The sequence below is a fragment of the Halobellus sp. EA9 genome (assembly GCF_051195055.1).
Taxonomy (GTDB): Archaea; Halobacteriota; Halobacteria; order Halobacteriales; family Haloferacaceae; genus Haloquadratum; species Haloquadratum rubicundus.
Genome location: NZ_JBNTJW010000037.1, coordinates 1 through 1,611, shown reverse-complemented (window position 1 = coordinate 1,611; position 1,611 = coordinate 1). Strand labels below are relative to the sequence as shown.

Sequence of the window (1,611 nt, the reverse complement as noted above, 5' to 3'; positions counted from 1 at the left end):
AATCGACTGTTTGCGGGATCAGTCCTACTCTGTTGGCGAATTAGCCGATGCCATCGATAAAAGTCAGAGCTGGACGTCGGAGGTCGTTGGCGACCTCGAAAACGCCCATCTTGTAGACCGAACTGACGGCGTCCAACTAGCCCACACATACGAAGCATCACTGCTTGCCGAGCTTCTCGACCGCTACGCACTCGAGAACGTGCTGATAGGGACGAAAGAGGACATTTTGGGTGCGCTGCTCGACGGTCCGAAGACGATTTCGGAGTTACAAACACAGGGGTTCGCCAAGTCCACGCTCTACAAGCATTTGAACGAGATCCAGGAGACGGGTGCGATCGCACACACGGACGACGGGTATGCTATCACCGATGACACGCTTCGGTCGTTCCTCGAAGCGAGAACCCGAACGACACCGTTCGAAACCGAATATCGCGCGAACGGCGACCGACTGGTCGCAACGAGCAAGGACACCGTCGATGGGACGCCGACTGCGTTCTCGGCGTTCACTCGCTACGGTGTTGACTATCACCCAGCGAAGACCTACGTCTATCAAGGTGATCGGTCGCTGGAACTCGAGGAGGTTCTGATCCATGCAGTGACCGTCGCTGAGAACAAGAAACAGATGGCGATGGCTGGCGTATTCTATCTGACCCACCGCGCGAGCCTCGACGCCAGCGACCTGTGGCGGCTCGCAAACAGGTGGGAGTGCGTCGAGAAATGGGCAGATCTCTTTGCATACATCGACCAGCGGGAGGTCCACCACGATGAGCTCTTTCTCCCGTGGGAGGAATTCATCGATCTCGCGAACGATTATGGGGTCTATCCGCGCGGCCAACATCCGGAAGATAGCCTTCGACGGGGGCTCGAAGAGCTTGGCGACCACCTGGAGACGTCTGTCGACGTGTATCATCTCGGAGGCGGCAACCTCATTCTACGTGGGTTGAAAGATTCGACGAAAGACGTCGACATCGTCGTTGAGGACGGACAGACGTTCTTTACAATCGCCGAAGCGCTTCAGGACCTGGGATACGAGGAGCGTAGTGACTTGGAAGCGGCATACAACCAGCTTGATCCCAGTATTGTGCTGGAGAAGGACGGGTTTCCGCGCTGGGATATTTTCGTGGAGGCGGTCGCCGGCCAGCTCCAGTTGACGCCGGCGATGATCGAGCGGTGCGACCAATCATTCGAGTACGGCGATCTTCACGTACATCTGCTCTCGCTGACCGACATCTTCGTGTTCAAATCGATTACGGAACGCGAAGGCGACCTCGAAGATGCCGCACTGATCGCCAGACAAGCCGACCTCGACTGGGAGAGCATCTTCCGAGAGATCAAGACCCAGGAAGATCGCACTGGCCAATTCTTCTCGTTTGCTGTGCTCGATACGCTCGATGTCCTCGACGAGCGACACAATATTGTCGCGCCAATCACGGACCGACTCGTCTCGTACTGTCTCGAGAACGCGCTACTCGTCTCGTTGGACGCCACGAAAACAATCGAAGACCTCCGAGAAGAGCTAGATTTCCCCGATCACCAGATCTACAACAAACTCCGGAAGCTCGAAGAGGAAGGACAGATCATCGTCGATCGTAGCGGTCGGCTCAATACGTA

The 1,611-nt window shown here is 56.3% G+C and carries 1 protein-coding gene; it reads left to right on the top strand.

Annotated elements, in window-relative coordinates; all coding sequences use genetic code 11:
• Position 1: 1 nt before the first annotated feature.
• On the top strand, positions 2 to 1,611 hold a 1,610-nt coding region (locus ACQUQ0_RS17515; protein ID WP_435187030.1), incomplete at its 3' end, for a transcriptional regulator.